At 41.0% G+C, this 18,507-nt stretch carries 11 protein-coding genes; 9 read left to right on the forward strand and 2 right to left on the reverse strand.

All coding sequences use genetic code 11. From position 1 onward, the window contains the following. Positions 1-90: 90 nt before the first annotated feature. On the reverse strand, positions 91-1,923 hold the full coding sequence (locus tag L4D09_RS24320; protein WP_428460129.1) for an ABC transporter ATP-binding protein: 1,833 nt from the start codon (positions 1,921-1,923) through the stop codon (positions 91-93). Positions 1,924-2,006: 83 nt separating this feature from the next. Between L4D09_RS24320 and L4D09_RS24325 the strand changes: the two genes are divergently transcribed. The 4 genes from L4D09_RS24325 (at position 2,007) to L4D09_RS24340 (ending at position 6,080) form a co-directional block, all read left to right on the forward strand. Beyond that, a complete protein-coding gene (locus tag L4D09_RS24325; RefSeq protein ID WP_428460130.1) occupies positions 2,007-2,465 on the forward strand; it encodes a GAF domain-containing protein in 459 nt (152 codons plus the stop codon). A gap of 109 nt (positions 2,466-2,574) precedes the next feature. Next, on the forward strand, positions 2,575-3,219 hold the full coding sequence (gene proQ / locus L4D09_RS24330; protein WP_428460131.1) for an RNA chaperone ProQ: 645 nt from the start codon (positions 2,575-2,577) through the stop codon (positions 3,217-3,219). Positions 3,220-3,236: 17 nt separating this feature from the next. Beyond that, entirely contained in the window at positions 3,237-5,237 is a 2,001-nt protein-coding gene (prc, locus tag L4D09_RS24335; protein WP_428460132.1) for a carboxy terminal-processing peptidase, read from the forward strand. A gap of 180 nt (positions 5,238-5,417) precedes the next feature. After that, entirely contained in the window at positions 5,418-6,080 is a 663-nt protein-coding gene (locus L4D09_RS24340) for a lipocalin-like domain-containing protein (RefSeq protein WP_428460133.1), read from the forward strand. A gap of 118 nt (positions 6,081-6,198) precedes the next feature. Here the strand turns inward: L4D09_RS24340 and pncB are convergent, their stop codons facing one another. Then, entirely contained in the window at positions 6,199-7,392 is a 1,194-nt protein-coding gene (gene pncB / locus L4D09_RS24345) for a nicotinate phosphoribosyltransferase (protein ID WP_428460134.1), read from the reverse strand. Between the two features lie 403 nt (positions 7,393-7,795). Between pncB and pepN the strand changes: the two genes are divergently transcribed. The 5 genes from pepN to L4D09_RS24370 all read left to right on the forward strand — a co-directional run bounded on the left by pepN (position 7,796) and on the right by L4D09_RS24370 (position 18,062). Next, a complete protein-coding gene (pepN, locus tag L4D09_RS24350) occupies positions 7,796-10,420 on the forward strand; it encodes an aminopeptidase N (protein ID WP_428460135.1) in 2,625 nt (874 codons plus the stop codon). Positions 10,421-10,486: 66 nt separating this feature from the next. Next, positions 10,487-10,708, forward strand: a complete 222-nt coding sequence (locus L4D09_RS24355) for a DUF2835 domain-containing protein (protein ID WP_428460136.1) — start codon at positions 10,487-10,489, stop codon at positions 10,706-10,708. Between the two features lie 414 nt (positions 10,709-11,122). Continuing rightward, entirely contained in the window at positions 11,123-15,952 is a 4,830-nt protein-coding gene (locus tag L4D09_RS24360) for an NAD-glutamate dehydrogenase (protein ID WP_428460137.1), read from the forward strand. A gap of 303 nt (positions 15,953-16,255) precedes the next feature. Continuing rightward, complete coding sequence (gene pyrD / locus L4D09_RS24365; protein WP_428460138.1) at positions 16,256-17,266, forward strand: quinone-dependent dihydroorotate dehydrogenase; 1,011 nt, start codon at positions 16,256-16,258, stop codon at positions 17,264-17,266. A gap of 247 nt (positions 17,267-17,513) precedes the next feature. Then, a complete protein-coding gene (locus L4D09_RS24370) occupies positions 17,514-18,062 on the forward strand; it encodes a cell division protein ZapC (RefSeq protein WP_428460139.1) in 549 nt (182 codons plus the stop codon). The last annotated feature ends 445 nt before the right edge of the window (positions 18,063-18,507 follow it).

The following is an 18,507-nucleotide window of genomic DNA, read 5'->3' on the forward strand; positions in this document are numbered from 1 at the left end:
TAATCCTTTAAAAATAACCAAGAACAAAACCACTGATTTATTAGGTATATGCTCTTGGTTAATCATCATTAATTCGAACTGAACACTATATTATTTTCCGTTGATTCTTGCTACTGATACTTCACCTTGGGCTTCATAAAGTGTCGACTCTGCCGATTGCACAGGCCCATATAGCGTTTGGTACAAACCGGTTTCATTCACCAATTGGTTATGGGTACCACTTTGGCTTACCTCGCCATCTTCAAGTACATAAATGATGTCAGCTTGTTTCACTGCCGATAAGCGGTGAGCCACGATGAGTGTCGTTCTGTCCTTCAGAAATTGGTTTAATGCATGGTGAAGTGCGGCTTCCGTTGCGGTATCTAGCGCCGATGTTGCTTCATCCAGAATAACAAATTCAGGGTTTGCTAAAACCATACGGGCAATTGCAAGGCGCTGACGCTGTCCCCCTGACAGTTTAATTCCCTGACGCCCTATTTCAGTATCCAATCCTTCAGTTAACCTTTGGGTTACATCGGTCATTTGGGCAATTTCTAAGGCATGCCATAATTGCTCGTCAGTAAAGTGACCACCTAATGTGAGGTTATGGCGCATCGTATCGTTAAATAACACAGGGTGTTGCAATACCACGGCCATTTTATTACGCAGTGCTTCGTAGCTTACGCTTTCGATAGGGTAGCCATTGACAAGTATTTCACCTTGGCTCTTTTGATAGATACCAAGCAGTAGTTGTATTAGCGTTGATTTACCACCTCCAGATGCCCCGACTAAAGCAACGCGTTTTCCAGCTGGTATCGAGAGGGTTAGTCCATGCAGTACTTCTTTGTCTTCATCGTAAGAAAAGTGAATGTTTTGAAGTTCGATATTAACTGTCTGTTCTTTGTTGAAAGGATCAACTGTTTGTACTGGGCGAACTTCTTCTTCAATCTCAATCAAACCATTTAGACGTTGCATAGCAGCAGATGCGCTATACCAGGCAAATTGAATTCCCAACAATTCTTGCACAGGACCAAGCATGAACCATAGATAGCCAAAAACAGCAAACATTTGTCCGATTGAAAGATCGGAGAAAAGCACCATAATCATTGCCATTGCACGGAAAAGCTCAAACCCAACTAAGAACAATAAAAATGAAATGCGTCCCGCCGCTTCTGATTGCCAAGCGTATTTATCAGCGTCATGGCGAATGTCATTAGCGTTTGACTTTAACTGAGTAAGAAATTCACGTTCACGGTTAGCTGCCCGTAATTGGTATATGCCGTCTAGCGTTTCGACTAAACGTTGTTGGAATTTTTCAAACGCTTGGTTTTCTTTCTTCTTAAGGGTTTTAACGCGATTTCCCATTAGTTTTGAGGCATAAACAACAACAGGGTTAACCAATAAAATAAACAAACCAAGTTGCCAATTTAACCAAAGCAAAATTGCGGCAGTCCCGATAACCGTCAATAGCCCTACTAGAAAACGGCTTAAGGTATCGCCAACAAATTTGTCGATGGTTTCGACATCAGTAATAAGGTGAGATGTAATGCCACCGCTACCTCTCTCTTCATACTGGCGCATACTAATGCGACCCAGTTTATCGATAAGGTGTTGGCGTAAATGGTAAGTAATGTCTTTTGCTACCAGGGTGAATTGACGACTTTGCAGAATGTTTAAAGCTTGTCCACCAATGCGCATTAGAACAACAAATAAAAGCACTAATAGAATATAGGCAGTTGGTTGTTGTACTGACTCAGGAAGGAAATGGTTAAGAAAGTCGATACCACCCGCAGGTTTATCGAGCAGGATCTCATCAACCATTAAAGGCATAAGAAGAGGGATAGGCACACTCACGAGTGTTGCAAGGATCGCGATAATATTGGCGACGATTAACCGAGGACGATGATGTTTTGCTTGCTTTAATAGCCAAGACCAGTTAATCATTTGGTTTGAATTGCCTTTCACAATGATAATGATTCCTATTATTGATAGAGGTGCCATTCTAACGGCTATAGAAGGAGTAAGCCATGGAAAATCGATCTGTTAATTACAATACACTCACCAAGCAGGCAGTTGCTTTGATTGACGGTGAGTCAGATCTTATTGCTAATATGTCTAATATTAGTGCGTTACTGGCAATGGAGTTAGAAGATATTAACTGGGTTGGCTTTTATATTCTTAAAGGTGAACAGTTAGTTCTCGGCCCATTCCAAGGTAAACCGGCGTGTGTACGTATTCCTGTTGGTCGAGGCGTATGTGGAACAGCGATAGCTGAAAATAGTGTGCAACGTATTGATGATGTTCATCAGTTTGAGGGGCATATTGCTTGTGATGCTGCAAGTAACTCCGAGATTGTAATTCCATTCACAGTGAAGGGCGAACTTTACGGTGTATTGGATATTGACAGCCCGAATCTATCAAGATTTAACCAATTAGATGAAGATGGATTAGTTTCTTTGTTAGAAGAACTACAAAAAAGGCTCTAATTGTATGCTTTCGGTGGTTTTTCAGCGTTAGGTAACTATAATAGCGGAACAATTTCTTTTTAATTAAAGTACTAATGGCGAGGAAGACTCGCTTTTGTCAGGAAAGTCCATGGAAAACTCTGAAAAGCTAACGAACAGTAAAGAAGTCATTGCCTATATTGCTGAGCGTTTCCCTAGCTGTTTTACTGTTGAAGGTGAAGCGAAGCCACTTAAAATTGGTATCTTCCAAGATTTGGCAGAACGCCTAAACGAAGACCCAAAAGTAAGTAAAACTCAGTTGCGTACAGCGCTGCGTCAATATACTTCTTCCTGGCGTTACCTTCACGGTGTGAAAGCCGGTGCAAACCGTGTTGACCTTGATGGCAACGAGTGTGGTGTGTTAGAACAAGAACACGTTGATCACGCGAAAAATGCCCTTGAAGAAAGCAAGGCAAAAGTTCGCGCTCGTCGTAAAGAGCAAGCAGAAGCAAAAGCGGCTGCAAGCAAAGATGGTGAAGCGAATACGAAAAAAATTCGTGCAAAATCAGCTAAACCAAAGAACACTAAGCCAAAAACGTCTAAGATAAATAAAAAGCCTGTTGAAACAACCCGTGCACTAACTGCTGACGAAGTCGTTGTTGGCAAAAATATTAGTGTTAACATGGGTACTGGCAACATGCCGGCAACTATTGTTGAAATTAATAAGGACGATGTGCGTGTTCGTCTATCAAATGGTCTAACCATGGTAGTTAAAGCGGAGCACCTGCGTTCATAAAGGAGAATGCTCGACGCATGAACTGTCGATTCCGTTTCTCACTGATAGCTGCTGGCATGATGCTAGCAGCTTCAGCTCAAGCCCTAGAGGCTAAGTATTCATTAAGTGATCTGCCGCAGTTAGCGCCTGAAAAACAGCATGCAACTGCCAGTAAGCGAGTTGCTTCACGTTTTACTCGCTCGCATTATAAGCAGTTTTCACTTGATGATAATTTCTCGGCCAGTGTTTTCGATCGTTATATCGAAATGCTGGACTTCAATAAAAGCTTCCTGACTTCATCCGATATTAAGCAGTTTGAAAAATGGGAAAACCAGTTAGATGATCAACTCAAACGAGGGGATACATCAGCGGCTTTCGATATTTTTAATACGTTGCTTAAGCGTCGTTATGACCGCTACCAATATGCTTTAACTCTTCTCGACCGTGAAATTAAGTTTGATACGAATGAAGAAATGTCTTTAGACCGTTCTGAAATGGAATGGGCAAAAGATCGTAATGAGTTAAATGAAATTTGGCGTAAACGTGTTAAATACGATGCGTTGAATTTGACGTTAGCGGGTAAAGAGTGGGACGAAATTAACGAAACATTGGGTAAGCGTTATAATAATGCACTCAAGCGTTTGACTCAGACTCACAGTGAAGATGTATTTCAAATTTACATGAATGCATTCGCACGTGAAGTTGACCCTCATACCAGTTATTTGTCACCACGTAACGCTGAACAATTCCAGTCAGAGATGAACCTGTCTTTAGAAGGAATTGGGGCTGTATTACAGGTGGTTGATGATTACACCGTTATTCGTTCTTTAGTTGCTGGTGGCCCTGCTTCGGCATCCAAAAAACTAGCGGCAGGTGACCGTATTGTTGGTGTGGCACAAGATGGTAAAGATGTTGTCGATGTTATCGGTTGGCGTCTTGACGATGTTGTGCAACTCATTAAAGGACCTAAAGGCAGTAAAGTTAAGCTAGAAATACTGCCGGAAGGGAGTAACGCCAAAAGTTACGATGTAACTATTATTCGTGACAAGATTCGACTGGAAGACCGCGCTGTTAAATCAGAGGTGAAAACCAGTCAAGGTAAGAAAATTGGTATCATTGAAATACCAAGCTTCTACGTTGGCTTGTCTGAAGACACCAAGAAAGAACTTGCAACATTGAACGACCAACAAGTCGATGGTGTTGTTATTGATCTGCGAAATAATGGTGGTGGTGCCTTAACTGAAGCCACTGCATTAACGGGGTTATTCATTAATAGTGGCCCAGTTGTTCAGGTTCGTGATAGCTATGGGCGCGTTAAAGTAAATGGTGATTCTGATGATCGCGTTTATTTTGATGGAGCATTAACAGTATTGGTTAATCGCTATAGTGCATCGGCTTCTGAAATTTTTGCAGCGGCAATGCAAGACTATGGTCGAGCAGTTGTACTCGGTGAGCAATCATTTGGTAAAGGTACGGTTCAGCAGCATCGTTCTCTCAATCATATTTATGATTTATTCGACAAACCATTAGGTCATGTTCAATACACAATTCAAAAGTTCTACCGTATTAATGGTGGTAGTACTCAGAATTTAGGCGTTGTGCCTGATCTTGCTTTCCCAAGTGCTGTCGACCCATCGGAAACCGGTGAAAGTGTCGAGGATAATGCATTACCGTGGGATAGTATTAAACCGGCAAGCTATGAGAAGTTATATAATTTCTCATCGTTATTACCGAGTTTGAAAACAAAGCATGATGCGCGTATTAATAGTGATATGGAATTTGGTTTTATTCTCAAAGACATTGAGAAATATAAAACTGAAAAAGATATCAATACAATTTCTCTTAATGAGAAAACGCGTATCGCTGAGCAAGACCAAGCTGATAATGACCGACTGGTTCGTTTGAATAAGCGTCAAAAGGTGCTTGGTGAAAAATTGTTTGCTACGTTAGATGACGTACCAAAAGATTATGAGGCTCCTGATGCCTATCTAGATGAAGCCTTAGCAATAACAGCTGATCTAGCAAAAGCACAAGGTTAAGCTCTAAACCCTTGAAATTCAAACGGCACCTAACAAGGTGCCGTTTTTTTTGTTTGAAAAATTGTTTCACCTTTGAGACGTGCAATTTAAATAGTGTGATATTCATCAAATTTCTCATCAGCATCAAATGAAGCCGTCTAGGGTTAATGTAGATGCTCGAATTGTGCTGAGGGAATCCGAATGTTGAAATCCACTTTACTTGCTATAACGCTTTTTTTTACATCTTTTAGTTCGCAGTTGTCAGCTGAAGATTTAACTGAGTTTGATTACCCCTTATTACTGGGAGATTGGTATTGGTTTAGTAATACAGAAGAGGGGGTTGATAGTGAAGGTGCGAGTTATCGTGCCATGAATATAAAGTTCAAATCAAACTATCGCTTTGTAATTCGTTTATTGCAAGTTGATGGGAGTGTCGAAGAGTGGGATGGCACGTACGATATTGACGAATCGACGGTCACTTTTTTGTCTCGTGGTCAGCCAGAACAACAGCATAGTTATATGTTGAGCTATAACCAATTTCTTTTAGATGGCGCTCGTTTTACCAAACTCGCACCTGAAAATTTACCGGGTAACTGGCGCTCTTCAAAAATAACAGGGAAAGATGTGGGGGAAGTTGTTTCTGAATTAGCCATTTCATTACGTCCTGACTTTTTATTTTCTGCCGAAGTATCGGGCAAAAATGGCCAGAAGAAAGAACACCGTGGTATCTATTTCATTGAAGATGATCGTATTGTCTTAATTTATGAAGACGGTCAGCAAGATAGTCAGTTTTTACTGGGTAGCGATACTTTAACACTATCAAATAAACAGTTTGGAATGGAAGCCGTTATGCAGCGTGAGTAATTAGGAGATTAAGTACGCTTAGCACAAGTCGAGCACAAAACAGCTTGTCTATATTCTTCATAAGAAAGAGTGTAAACAAGCTTTTTTATTGGGTTCTATTTAACCAAAGCAAGTGATGTTAGCTAACAATTTTGAATGCTTGACGTAACCGGGTTAAATAGTTTTCATCTCGGCAAATACTTTTACCTGGCTCATCGGAAATTTTGGCGACAGGGCGGCCTTCACACTCCGTTAGTTTGATAACAACATTGAGTGTTTTAACATTAGGTAGGTCGCACGTTAACTGAGTACCAATACCAAAACTGGTATGAATACGATGAGCAAAATGCTTGTAAATTGTTAATGCTTTATCAAGCGTTAGGCTATCAGAAAAAACCAAGAGCTTAGTTTTTGGGTCAATACCCAAAGACTCATAATGGGCAATGGCTTTTTCACCCCAAGCAATTGGATCACCACTGTCATGACGAAGACCCACAAACCGCTCGGAAAGACGCAAATCAAAATCACGCAAAAAAGCATCCATATTAATGCAATCAGTTAATGCGATACCGAGTGAATCGGGGTAGGCCTGTAGCCAACGGTTTAGTGCCAGTTGCTGTGAATCAGCAAGTTCACCTGACAGTTGCTGATGAGCCTGAAACCATTCATGAGCTTGTGTACCAACAGGGGTAAGTTGACGAGTACGCGCCAAATGATAGTTAGAGGTCCCTTTAAATTCAGGCATATTATCTTTTAAGTAATCAACAACCTGATGGTGAACATCTCTAGAAAAACGACGACGTGTACCAAAGTCGACCAATGAAAAACCACTTAAATCTGTTCCTTCTGCCTTTTTATAAAAGTCAGCCAGTTTCAGTTTCAGTTGTTGGATTGCTTCTTCTGTTTTTGTATTTGGATAGCATTCAGCAGAACGTACTTCACAAATGATGGCCAGTAATGGGACTTCCCAAAGGATTATATCAATCCAATTACCTTCAATAGTAATTGCTAGTTGGCTACCAGATGTATCTACACGAACTTGTTCACTTTTTAGCTTGAATGTTTTCAGGTACTCAAGGTAATCAAATTGAAAAAAGCTCAACGTTGATAGATAGTCGATCTCTTCATCTGTGAATGATAACCCACCAATACGATTAATATGGTCTTGAATCTGTTGGCCGTACGGGCGCAGATCTTCTTGACTCCTGCAGTGGAATTCTGCAACCGCGTCAATATTTGGATATTGATGAAAGATTGCTTGCTGCATATGTAGCTTATATGCGTCGGTGTCAAGTAGGGAGTCGATAATCCCGATGTGTCCAAAATGATTCATAACGTGTGGTAGTTGTTTTTTGCAATCCGGGGATTTTACCTCATTTTCGGCCAACAGTGGTTCAAAATGTGTCAAATAGACGTTTTTTTTAAAAGTGGCAAAGGTGAGGTATGGCTGTTGGCGTTAATTTTAAGATTTAACTATCTACTTATACGTTATAAATAGTCCTGCCTGTTTTTTATCGTATATATAGTAAGCTAATAACAATTAAGTGAAAAACATGATTGTGATTAAATGATTGAAGAACCAACAATCAATGGTCGAAATGAGAAATATATCGCCAAATCAAAGTGTTGTTCTTGTCACGTTTGTATAAAGGCAGAATAATGGGGTTAACCACAGGTGGAGGGAGTCTCTCTGCATTGTGTGGAAAAGAATAAGTGCTGAATCATAAGGAATAAACATGGCCGAACAACCAACAACAATGCAGCCAACGGTAAAATACCGTTCAGACTATCAGTCACCAGAGTTCACAATAACAGACATTTCATTAGAATTTGATCTTCATGACACTGCGACAAGAGTAGTAGCAGTTAATACGGTAAAAAAACTTTCCGGTCAAAATCCACCATTAGTGCTCGATGGTGATGGACTTAAACTGGTTCGCGTTGAAGTCGATGGACAAGCTTGGGCTGATTTTGTTGAAGGTGACGCTGGTTTAACAATCAATAACCTTCCGGCAGAGTGTGAATTATTAATAGAAACCGATGTTAATCCAGAGGCGAACACGTTATTAGAAGGTTTGTATAAATCAGGTGGAGCATTTTGTACGCAGTGTGAGGCAGAAGGTTTCCGTCGTATTACGTACTACCTGGATCGCCCCGATGTGTTGGCGCGCTTCACGACAAAAGTAATTGCTGATAAAGCACAATACCCATACCTGTTAAGTAATGGTAATCGTGTTGATGGTGGTGATTTAGATAACGGCCGTCATTGGGTTGAATGGAAAGACCCATTCCCTAAGCCAAGCTATTTGTTTGCCTTGGTTGCAGGTGATTTTGATGTACTAAAAGATCAATACACCACCGTGAGTGGTAAGTCGGTTGATTTGGAAATCTTTGTTGATAAAGGCAATTTAGACCGCGCTGACTATGCGATGACCTCATTAATCAACTCGATGAAGTGGGATGAAGAGCGCTTTGGGTTAGAGTATGATCTTGATATCTATATGATTGTCGCTGTTGATTTCTTCAACATGGGGGCAATGGAGAACAAAGGGCTTAATGTCTTTAATTCAAAGTACGTTTTGGCGAATCCTAAAACGGCAACAGATACTGACTACCAAGGCATAGAAGCTGTTATTGGTCACGAGTATTTTCATAACTGGACGGGTAACCGAGTAACTTGCCGTGATTGGTTCCAATTAAGTTTGAAAGAAGGCTTAACTGTATTTCGCGATCAAGAGTTCTCATCTGATTTAGGCTCGCGTGCTGTCAACCGAATCAATAATGTTCGTATTATGCGTGGCCCACAGTTTGCCGAAGATCGTGGCCCGATGTCACATCCAATTCGTCCAGATAAAGTCATTGAAATGAATAACTTCTATACATTAACTGTGTATGAGAAGGGCAGTGAAGTCATTCGAATGATGCATACCTTACTGGGTGAAGAGAATTTCCAAGCGGGCATGAAGCTCTATTTCGAACGTCATGATGGAACTGCAGCAACATGTGATGACTTCGTACAAGCAATGGAAGAAGCGTCGGGTATTTGCTTAGCGCGTTTCCGTCGTTGGTATAGTCAATCTGGTACACCAGTTGTGAATGTAGAGACTGAATATCTCTCAGGAAAAAACAGTTACCGCGTCACAATTAAGCAGCATACACCTGAAACCGCAGGGCAGAAAGACAAGCAACCATTACATATCCCGTTTGATATCGAACTTTATAACCAGCAAGGAGAGGTTGTAGCGTTACAGTGTGACGGTAATGCTATTCATAATGTGCTTAATATCACAGAAGAAGAGCATGTGTTTGAGTTTGAGAACATCACAGAGCAGCCTGTGATCTCTATGCTTCGTGAGTTTTCAGCACCTGTTGTACTGGAATATGATTATACCGATGAAGAACTCGCTTTCTTGATGGTACATGCACGTAATGAATTTGCGCGTTGGGACGCTGGCCAAATTTTGTTGGCTAAATACATTAAACAAAATGTAATGCGCTTACAGCAGAACGAAAGCTTTGAACTGCCAAGTTCAGTCGTTGATGCCTTCCGTGGTGTATTACTTGATGAGAAATTGGACCCGGCCTTCATTGCTGAAATGCTAACTCTGCCAAGCGAGAATGAGATTGCAGGTTGGTATGAAATGGTCGATGTTGATGCTATTCACAAGGCAGTTGGTGAATTTGAAGCTGTGCTGGCCACTGAAATGACAGATGAATTCAGTGCGATTTATCACTCTCTTTCACAAGGGCAGTATAGTGTTGATCATACTGCAATGGCCAAGCGCGCTTTACGTAATACTTGCTTAGCTTACTTAGCGAATACTGAAAAAGGTAATGCGCTCGTAAGTAAACAGTATCGTGAATCAGATAACATGACAGATACTATGGCAGCAATGGCTGTTGCAAATGATGCTGAGCTAACTTGTCGTGAGGCGCAAATGAGTGACTTCAGTGATAAGTGGACCCACGATGGATTGGTCATGGATAAATGGTTTATTTTGCAAGGTAAAAACCCTGCTAAAAATGCCATGGAAAATGTGCGTGATACCATGAATCATCCTACATTTGACCTGAAAAACCCTAACCGTACACGCAGTTTAGTGGCGAGCTTCTGTGCGAATAACCCTATTCATTTTCATGCGAAAGATGGTTCTGGTTATCAATTTCTTGGTGAAATACTAACAACCTTGAATAGTAGTAACCCACAAGTTGCGTCTCGATTGATTGAACCGTTTCTGAAATACCGCCAGTATGATGAACAACGTCAAGCAATGATGCGTGCAGAACTAGAGAAGCTATCTCAATTAGATAATCTTGCGAAAGATTTATTTGAAAAAGTGCAGAAAGCACTCGAGCTTTAAAAACTAACTCTACAGGGGCAAAATATTTGCCCCTGTATCTTTATATATTGAGCAACCCAATTAATCATGCAGTGTTATACATTTTCAGCATATATTTCTTATCAAGATTTCCTGAACCATTACTCAGGCGCCGCAAGCACCGTTGTTGTTCGGACGGATAACGGACTAAAGCTTCAATTACCCGCATCAAGATTTAGACCATTTCTTACTCAAATTGGGATAAAAGGCCGCTTTCGAGTAACAGTTAATACCGATAACCGTTTACAAGGCATAGAAAAAATTGCGTAATGATAAGGTACCCATTTGTTAACAAACTATTCAGTGAATGGGGACTTTTGAGTGAGTTTATTAAGAATATACGGTCATTTCTAAAGCCGTAGCGATTATTTTTATCGTTGATTGAGATTAGAAAAAATAACCTTAAAAATAGACAGTTATATCAACATATAAAGTATGGTTAACTGTTTGATGCTATTTTCAGCATCCTTAGATAATCCGACCAGTCAAAATCTTTACCTCAGTCACATATTCGATTTTTTCCTTCCCATACAGTGATATTAACGTAACCTGTTCGCAACAAAACACCCTACAATAGCAATCGCAACGGGAAAGAATCTCATAGATTAAATTCTTTGAATTTGCCTATGAAATTTTTATAAAACTCTATACTTGATTGATAAAATAAAACGATGGAGCATTGCTATGACCGCACCTGACCCTATAGTGCCGGTACTGCTAGAGAAAGTGTATGGCTTAATCCAGGATAAGATTGAGTCTCCTCAGCAGCCATTAGTAGAAGTGTTTGCTCAACGATTGTTAGGACAACTTGCAGATGATGATCTGCTTCAACGGAATGAATCTGACCTTTATGGTGCTGTGCTAAGTTTATGGCACCACCTAGTACAAAATAAACCAAATCAAATTTCTGTTCGAGTGTATAACCCGACGTTGAGTCGATATGGTTGGCAGTCAACGCATACGGTCGTTGAAATTGTAACACCTGATCGACCATTTCTTGTTGATTCGGTACGAATGACCTTAACGCGTTTAGGTATGACGAGTCATTTAATGTTGAATGGTCCGTATTACTTTAAGCGTGATAATAAAGGCGCGATCTCTGAAGCCTGTGGTAAAGATGGAGATCTTCAAACGCTTTTTCACATAGAGGTGGATCGTCTAAACGACAAACAAGAACTTGAATCACTAAAACAAGAACTCGAACAAGTGATGCAAGATATTGATTTAGTCGTAAATGATTGGCAATCAATGCAAATAAAAATGCAGAGTATTGTTGAAGATCTTAAGAAAGCGGATTTTCCGGTGAATAAAAAACACCGTAAAGAAGCGATTGAATTTCTTGATTGGGTTACTCATCATAATTTTACATTTATGGGGTATCACCAATATGACTTAGTGCCAATCGAAGGGGATTATGAACTTCGTCCGTGCCAAGAGAAGGGGCTAGGGCTACTCAGTAAAGAAAAACAAGTTAGAACCCTCCGCCTTTCTCAATTACCAGAATCAGCACGTCTCGAAGCGCGTAAGCCTGAGTTACTTATTTTAACGAAGAGTAATGGTAAATCTAAAATTCACCGTCCAGCTTATACCGATTACATCGGCATTAAGCGTTTTGATAAAGACGGTAATGTGGTTGGGGAGCACCGTTTTACCGGCCTTTACGCATCCACGGCGTATCACCAAACGGCGATGAACATTCCACTGATCAGTGACAAAGTTTCACGCATCCTTGAATCAAGCCGTTTCCCATCAGGATCGCATTCATGGAAAGCATTGAATAACCTACTTGAAACTTACCCTCGTGATGAGTTGATCCAAGCAAATGAAAAAGAAATGCTGGATGTAGGCTGCGGTGTTGTTCAAATGCAGGATCGAGATCTTTTACGCTTGTTTGTTCGTCGTGACCCATTCGGTCGTTTTTTCTCTTGCATGGTATATGTAACTAAAGAGCGCTATAACACCGAGTTGCGAAGTAAAACACAAGAGATTTTAAAAGAATACTTCGGTTCAGCTGAAAATGTTGAATTCACCACTTTCTTCTCTGAAAGTCCGTTAGCGAGGACGCATTATATCGTGCGCGTAGACAACAATAATTTCGATGTTGATGTTAAAGCGATTGAGCATAATTTGGTTGAGTCTGCATCTTCATGGGAAGACAGGTTAAGTGGGTCTTTAACGGCAAACTTTGGTGAAAGCCAAGGGACTTTATTGGCAAAAAATTATGCTCGTGCATTTCCTCGTTCTTATAAAGAGCAGATGCTTTCTGGCTCGGCAGTTGCGGATATCGAACAGCTTGAGAGCTTAAGTGAAGACAATAAGTTAGGCATGCTGTTCTATCGCCCTCAGGAGGAAGCCGCTGACTCTCGATTTGTAAAACTTAAGCTATTCCATCGCGATGAACCAATTCATTTATCCGATGTGATGCCAATGCTTGAAAACCTTGGCTTACGTGTTATCGGAGAATCACCATACCAAGTGGTCACAGCAAGTGGTACGGTATATTGGATCCTTGATTTTGCTATGTTACATAATGCCTGCACGGGGATCGATCTTAGCGAAGCCCGCGATCGCTTCCAAGAAGCATTCTCTGCTATTTGGCATGGCGAGATAGAAAGTGATGGCTTTAACCGCTTGGTATTATGTGCAGGGCTAACAGGACGTGAAATTACCATTTTACGTAGTTTTGCTCGTTATATGCGACAAGTTGGTTTCCCATTTAGCCAGCACTATATTGAAGAGACACTTTCAGGTCATAGTGATCTAGCTAGAGACCTTGTAAAGTTGTTTAGCCTGCGCTTTGATCCTGCATTGAAACACAGTGAAAAAGCAGAACAAGACTTGATCGCTAAGTTAAACAATAAGCTTGAGCATGTCGAAAGCCTTGATGATGACCGTATCATTCGCCGCTATATGGATATGATCCTGGCGACTCAACGTACTAACTATTATCAACTTAACGAGAATGGCTTACCGAAGCCTTGGTTATCGTTAAAACTGCGACCATCTGAAATCCCTGAGATCCCAGCACCTGTCCCATTCTTTGAAATATTTGTCTACGCGCCAGATATTGAAGGTGTTCATCTGCGTGGTGGTAAAGTTGCACGTGGTGGCCTACGTTGGTCAGACCGACAAGAAGATTTCCGCACCGAAATTCTTGGCTTAGTAAAAGCGCAACAAGTTAAAAATACCGTTATTGTACCTGTTGGTGCAAAAGGTGGTTTCGTTTGTAAGCGTCAGCCACAACTATCGACTCGTGAAGAAATTTGGGCTGAAGGTCAGCGTTGCTACAAGCGCTTTATTCGAGCATTACTCGATGTAACAGATAACATCATTGATGGTGACTTAATACCACCAGCCAATGTTGTTCGTCATGATGAAGATGATCCGTATTTGGTTGTTGCTGCCGATAAAGGTACTGCGACTTTCTCTGATTTGGCGAACTCAGTCTCTGAAGACTATAACTTCTGGTTAGCCGATGCATTTGCTTCCGGTGGCTCAAATGGCTATGACCATAAGCAAATGGGTATTACAGCCAAAGGTGGATGGGAATCAGTAAAACGACACTTCCGTGAATTGGGTATTAATTGCCAAACGACTGACTTCACCTGTGCAGGTATTGGTGACATGGCAGGGGATGTATTTGGTAACGGTATGTTGTTATCTAAGCATATCCGCTTAGTCGCGGCATTTAACCACATGCATATATTTATTGATCCAAATCCAGATTCAGCTAGCAGCTGGAAAGAACGAGATCGATTGTTTAATCTTCCACGATCAAGTTGGGAGGATTATGATCAAAGCTTGATCTCTGAGGGCGGTGGGATCTTCTCTCGCCGTAGTAAGTCGATCAAACTGACACCACAAATTCAAAAGTTGCTAGGCACACGTAAGCAATCAATGCCGCCAAATGAGCTTATTCGCTTAATCCTTTGCATGGAAGTTGACCTGCTTTGGAATGGTGGTATTGGTACCTATGTTAAATCACAGGCAGAAACACATGCTGATGTCGGTGACCGAGCGAATGATGCATTACGTATAAATGGTAGTGAACTGCGTGCGAAGGTGGTTGGAGAAGGCGGTAACTTAGGCTTTACTCAATTGGGCCGTGTGGAACTGGCGAAGGCTGGTTGCCTTGTTAACACTGACTTTATTGATAACGTAGGTGGTGTTGACTGCTCAGATAATGAAGTCAATATTAAGATCTTACTGAATAGCCTAGTCGCTGCTGGTGATCTTACCTATAAGCAGCGTAATGAACTGCTGCAGCGCATGGAAGATGAAGTGGGTGACATCGTACTTGATGACGCGTATTGCCAGAGTGAGTCTATTTCTGTGACTCAGCAGCAGCAAGTACAGTTGCTAAAAGAGCAGATCCGCTTTATTCACCACTTAGAAAAGCATGGAAAGCTAGATCGCGCACTCGAATACTTGCCTGATGATGACACACTGGCAGAGCGTGAAAAGTCAGGCATGGGTTTAACTCGCCCTGAATTGGCGGTACTGGTTGCTTATGGCAAGATGGTATTGAAAGAAGAGTTAGTAACAGACGAAATTGCTAATGACCCATACCACGCACGCCTGCTACCGGCATATTTCCCGAAAGAGCTTCAGGAAAAATACCGTGCACAAATGGAGCATCACCCATTACGCAAAGAGTTGATTGCGACTTCATTGGCCAATCAAATGTCGAATGAAATGGGTTGTAACTTCGTAACTCGTCTACAAGAAGAAACAGGCGCAACGGTTGCTGAAATATCATCAGCGTACTCAGTGAGCCGCGAGGTGTTCAACTTTGAGAGCTTCTTCGAACAGGTTAGGGCGTTAGATAACGAAATATCTGCAGATGTACAATACGAGGTGTTATATCGCTGTCGCCGTATGCTTCGACGAGCAACACGCTGGATCTTGCGAAACCGCGATCGTAAGTTGGGAATTGAGCAGATGATCTCTTTCTATCAACCTGTTGTGTTGAAGCTTCGCGATAACCTTGAAAGTTACCTTGTAATAGAAGAGGTGCAAGAGCATAACGATCAGGCCGAAGCGATGATCCAAAGTGGTGTACCAGCGGAACTAGCACACAATATTGCGCGTTTGAGCAGCTTGTATTCAGCAATGGATATTGCACAGATTGCGAAAGAGCTTGATAAAGATATCGACTTTATCTCTCGTGTCTATTTTGTTGTTGGGGCTGACTTGTCACTCCACTGGTTCTTAAAGCAGGTACACAATCAGCCTGTAGATAATCACTGGCAGGCACTAGCACGTGCATCGTTCCGTGAAGATCTAGATTGGCAACAACGTCAGCTAACCTCTGCGGTTATTACAAGCGGGTTAGAAGGTGCGGATGCCACTGCACTAATAGAAGGCTGGATGGATGAGCATCAAGTAGCGATTCAGCGATGGAATACCGTATTAGCGGAATTTAAGGTGGGTACAACGCATGAATTTGCTAAGTTCTCAGTTGCATTACGTGAACTAATGCTGCTTAACTTAAATTGCCGTTCTGTCGCGTAAAGCTTATGAAACGGTACTAAAACGGTTAATAATTTCACCGTTTATTACATAAAATGATGATAAGTAGGCCATTTAGTTAATCTAGATGGCCTTTTTTTATGTATTTAGCCGCGGGAATGAAAACGATTGCGTTCTAATGCGCGTAAGTCTAATTGTAATAAAGGTTAAATTTTAGCTATTAGGCTACTGAATACAAAGATATAGGCTATTTTTGCGAATAAACTTGAAAATAACGTTTGAATTTAACTAACAAAGTGTGAATAATGTTCACCCGTTTACACGGGGCTTTTTTAAGGAGGTACAATGATTTACCGCCTCGCTCGATCTGCTATTTTTCAGCTTGATGCTGAAAAGGCACACGATCTAGCTATTCAGAACTTTTCTCGCTTTACTGGCACTCCTCTTGATCTTTTCTATCGTCAGCACGTTCCTGATCGTCCTGTTGAAGTAATGGGCATCAAATTCAAAAACCCAGTTGGCTTAGCTGCGGGTTTGGATAAAAACGGTGAATGCATTGATGCATTTGGCGCGATGGGATTTGGTTTTGTTGAAGTAGGTACAGTTACACCGCGTCCTCAATCGGGTAATGATAAGCCTCGCTTATTCCGTGTTATTCCTGCAGAAGGTATAATTAACCGCTTTGGTTTTAACAATCTAGGTGTAGATAACCTAGTTGAAAATGTTAAGAAGACAAAGTATGACGGTGTAATCGGTATTAATATAGGTAAGAATAAAGATACACCTATCGAAAAAGGGGTCGATGATTACTTAATCTGTATGGATAAGGTATATCAGTACGCTCATTATATTGTTGTAAACATCTCATCGCCTAATACACCAGGGCTTCGTACGCTTCAGTACGGTGAAATGCTAGATGACTTGTTATCTCAGTTAAAAGAGAAACAAAAAGAGCTGGCAGAGAAACATGGTAAATACGTACCTCTAACATTAAAGATCGCACCGGATCTTGAAGATCACGAAATTAAGCAAATTGCTGAGTCATTGATCAAAAATGAAATTGACGGTGTTATTGGTACCAATACAACGCTCGATCGCTCTTTGGTTAAAGACATGCCTCACTGTGATGAAGCTGGTGGCTTGAGTGGCCGTCCACTTCAAAACCGTAGTACAGAAGTCATTCGCATGCTGGCGACAGAATTAGATGGCGCATTACCTATTATTGGGGTAGGCGGTATTGATTCAGCGGTTTCTGCGCGTGAAAAGATGGCTGCTGGTGCAAGCCTAGTACAAATTTACTCTGGTTTTATCTACCATGGTCCAAAATTAGTTAAAGATATTGTATCTAACATCTAATAATTAATTTATACACGGTTAGCGATGAAAAAGTTGGTGTCTTGCTTAAGCAAGCACCGACTTTTTTTGTATTAAGAGATATGACAAAACGAAGAAAGACCAAATATTGTCAAACTTTCAGCATTTAAACGGTATATACGCCAATATTTTTCCCCTTTTAATTTACAGCATTCGCAGTAAAATTCTTTTAAAGTTTTGTTTCAATCGTTAGATAAGCTGTATAACGAACTGATTTTGGAGCGATTACGTGTTAAAGCCAAATAACTCATGGACGTGGTATTACGACCAAAAGGATGACGCCTTGATGTTAGATCTGGGTGATGACATGGTTTTTCGTGTAGCTATTCCGACAAAACATCTTATTCCTTCATCTTTTGCGAAAGCCACATTTACAGTGGACGATGCAACGGTTTATCAAACGTTCCTTGAGGGTATTGCTTGTCTTGAGCTTTCAGGGCCACGTAAAGTGGAGTTGGCATTAACCGCGGTAGCAGCAAGTCGTTTTCATAAGCCGATAATGCCTAAGAGCTGGTTTTTTAAGAAATCAGAAGGGGATTATCAACCAAGGCAAGCTGATATTGTTACGCTTTATACTGATAGTGCAAAGGCAAACTACTTAGTGGTAGAAAACAGCGGCTGTGCAAGCCTGTGCATGCTGGCTGATGTAGAGCCATTAGCGCTAACTTCTACGAAAGAAATGAAATTCTGTGATGTCATTAAAGTCATGAATGACCGCACAGAAGCTTATCAATACGAAGAACATATAACGCCACTAAATTTTGCTCTAGTTGGCTAGGGCGAGCGAACGTTCAAACTTTGCATAACCGTGCAATGTAATGCAGGTAATGTCGTGTTCAATTAGTCTCCAGTTTCAACCTCCCGCATTCTATTATCTTACTTCAAGCAGAATCAATCATTCTAGCCTTGTTACTTTTCCTATTATCACTTAGCAACTAATTATCCCTCAAATGCACAGTTAGCTGGCTGTATTGCGATCTGTGAGCTTGATGGTTCATTGCCATTAAAGTGGGTAGCACAGTGTTTGTAGCTCTCTAATTAACGGTGTTGAGCTAATTAGCCTCTTGTCATTTGAAGCCACGGACTGGAGATGATTGAGTGTTTTTTGAGCGAAATAAGTGATTTTCCTCAGATTATTTGGACTTTTTTGACATTATTTTTTATCTATTTTGTGGATAAAAGAGCAAAAAAACACCATAAACTATCTCAATTAAATACTATAT

This window comes from Photobacterium makurazakiensis (assembly GCF_050336715.1).
GTDB classification, from domain to species: Bacteria; Pseudomonadota; Gammaproteobacteria; order Enterobacterales; family Vibrionaceae; genus Photobacterium; species Photobacterium makurazakiensis.